Below are 2,778 nucleotides of genomic sequence, written 5' to 3'. Positions count from 1 at the left end.
GGGGGTCGATCAGCAGCGTCGTGGCTGATGAACCGACACGCTTTGTCGGCAATTCGTCGTGTGCGACATCGACATGTCACGGTGGCGTGATCGGCCGCGGTCCAGCATGGAACCAATCGCTCTCGACGTGGCTTGCCAATGACCCACATGCCAACGCGGGGCGGTTGCTGTATGACCGTGATTCTCAAGCGATCGTCAGCCGGTTGGATCGATCAGCATCGGGCTCGCGCGAAGCCTACGACGCCGTGCTGAGAAAACGCTGTATCAGTTGCCATACGACCGCAACTGCTGCCCACACTGCGGCAAGTGGAAAGTTGACTGCCGAGTTTCTGGCTTCCGGCGTCACGTGTGAATCATGTCACGGGCCCGCCGAATCGTGGCTTGTTTCGCATACCCATGCCGATTGGGATGCCACGACGGATGAATCGATGCGTGAGATGGATTCGATCATCGGCAGAGCAGAAACCTGTGTTCGTTGTCATGTCGGATCACGAACCGAGGATGGTTTGGTTCGTGACATGAATCACGATTTGATTGCGGCGGGGCATCCGGCACTGCGGTTTGATTTGCCGATCTATTTGGCAAACTTGCCCGCCCATTGGGATTCTCGCCGTGATCGTGAACTAAACGCTTCACACGTTCGGCTTCGCGCTGTGGGGCGTGCGATCAACCTCGCCGCCGCAGCAAAATTGGCCTCCGAGCGTGCCAGCGACCATTTGCAAGACCCCACCGTACCGTGGCCCGAGCTGTCGGACTATGACTGCTTTGCATGTCACCAAAGTTTGTCAATTCGTGATTTTCAAGTACCGCCGTCAAATAAAAAGAAATCGCCGCTGCACGTCAGCGATGGGTTGCCCGTTTGGAATTCATGGCACAGCGTGAACCAATTGGAACTTCGCGAGAATGTGGCACTACTCGAAAAGCTTTCGCCCCATCGCAGCGATCCTAAGCAGATTGCCGCCAGCGGTCAGTCATTGGCGGTCAAGTATCGCAACATTGCCGAACAACTTTCCGCCGAAACAATCGATCCACGTCAAGAGCTGGAGTCGATGCTGCAGCGACTTGAAAATCAACCTCCTCCGGTCGATTGGCATCAAGCGGCGATTGAGTACTTGGAACTGGATGCATTGCTGCGTGATTTGGACACGCCGCTTCCTGTAGCGCTGCAAGAGCTCGAGCATTCGCTGCGATTTCAAGCTGAAGCCACGCCGAATAAAAACGTCTCGCTTCATTCACCGGCCGATTTTGAACCCGAAAAATTTCGTCAATCGATTCTGCGTATTTTGCAATCGCAGTCGGCGTCGACTCAAAGCCAAGCGAACCCCGAGTAAGTAATCAAGATGATCATCCCTGCTTTACACGAACGTCAAGCGAAACGTGGCGGCTACCTGACGCATGCCGACATGGAATCGGTCGCGGAGGAATTGGGCGTTCCGATGCACCGCGTCAATGCGCTGGTCACGTTCTTTCCGCACTTTCGCACCGATCCGCCACCGAAGGTCGAAGTTCACGTTTGCCGCGATATGAGTTGCCATTTGAATGGCTCGGTCCCCATGACCGAGCGAGTGGCGGCGTGGGCCGAGAAAAAATATGGCCACGATGTCGAGGTGTGTGGCGTGTCATGTTTGGGGCGTTGTGACCGCCCGCCCGCGGTGATCATCAACGAACAATTGATTGCTTGTGGCAGCGAAGCTGCGATCGAGAAGACCGTCGATTCGCTCATGCAAGGCGAGCAACCCGAATTCAATTCGGATTGGGAACTTGCTCAGGCGAAGGTCGGCAAATGGGACATGGATATCTATGGCGGCAGCGGCCGCTATGAGCGAGTTCGTGAGTACATCACCGGTGGCGGTGATCCCGACAAAGTGCTTTCGGCTCTTGAAAACGCAGGGCTGTTGGGGATGGGTGGCGCCGGCGGCCGAGCCTATTTGAAGTGGGGCGACGTGATGCGAGCCGAAGGCAGCACAGGCGAAAAGTTCATCGTTTGTAATGCCGACGAAAGTGAACCGGGAACGTTCAAAGATCGCGAGATCCTGCTGGCGGCGCCCTACCTGACCATTGAAGGAATGATTTTGGCCGCGTTGGTGGTCGGGGCGACTCGCGGTTGGATCTATATTCGGCACGAGTACCCCGAGCAGATTGAGAAGTGTCGTGACGAGATTGCTCGCGCTGTTAAACTCGGTGCCTGTGGTCGCAACATCTTTGGCAGCAGCCGATCGTTTGAACTCGATGTCTTCCCCAGTCCAGGCGGTTACATCTGTGGCGAGCAAACCGCCTTGATTGAGGCGATGGAAGACAAACGAGCTGAACCACGAAACCGGCCGCCGGAATTGATGACCAATGGATTGTATGATCAGCCGACTTTGCTTTCCAACGTCGAAACGTTCGCCTGGGCACCCGCAATTTTGAAAGACGGCGGCGACTGGTTCGCCAGCCAAGGCATCAAAGAAGGACCGCTGACCGCCGGAGCCAGTCCGGCGATGAAGGGCAAGCGGCTGTTTTCGATCAGTGGCGATTTGAACAAGCCCGGCGTTTATGAAGTGCCCACAGGAACCACGCTTGGCGAATTGATCGACAAACATTGCGAGGGGATGAAAGACGGTAAATCGATCGCGGCGGTTGCGCTCAGCGGTCCTTCGGGCGGATTGTTGCCACCCAAAATCCCAGTCCAATTCCTCAGCCGCCGATTTGTTGATGCCAATGTTCCCGATGGTGTCACACACATTGATATTCGAGATCTGCCACTGGACATCAACGTTTCACGAGCGGTGGGCTATA

At 55.8% G+C, this 2,778-nt stretch carries 2 protein-coding genes; both read left to right on the top strand.

All coding sequences use genetic code 11. The annotated features are described in order from the left end of the window. The coding region (locus RMSM_RS01845) for a multiheme c-type cytochrome (RefSeq protein ID WP_052031445.1) at positions 1–1,331 on the top strand (1,331 nt) is incomplete at its 5' end. Between the two features lie 9 nt (positions 1,332–1,340). Then, the coding region (locus tag RMSM_RS01840) for an NAD(P)H-dependent oxidoreductase subunit E (RefSeq protein WP_008690713.1) at positions 1,341–2,778 on the top strand (1,438 nt) is incomplete at its 3' end.

This window comes from Rhodopirellula maiorica SM1 (genome assembly GCF_000346295.1).
Taxonomy (GTDB): Bacteria; Planctomycetota; Planctomycetia; order Pirellulales; family Pirellulaceae; genus Novipirellula; species Novipirellula maiorica.
Note: the sequence above shows the minus strand (reverse complement) of the source record. Positions and strands in the feature narration are given on the sequence as shown.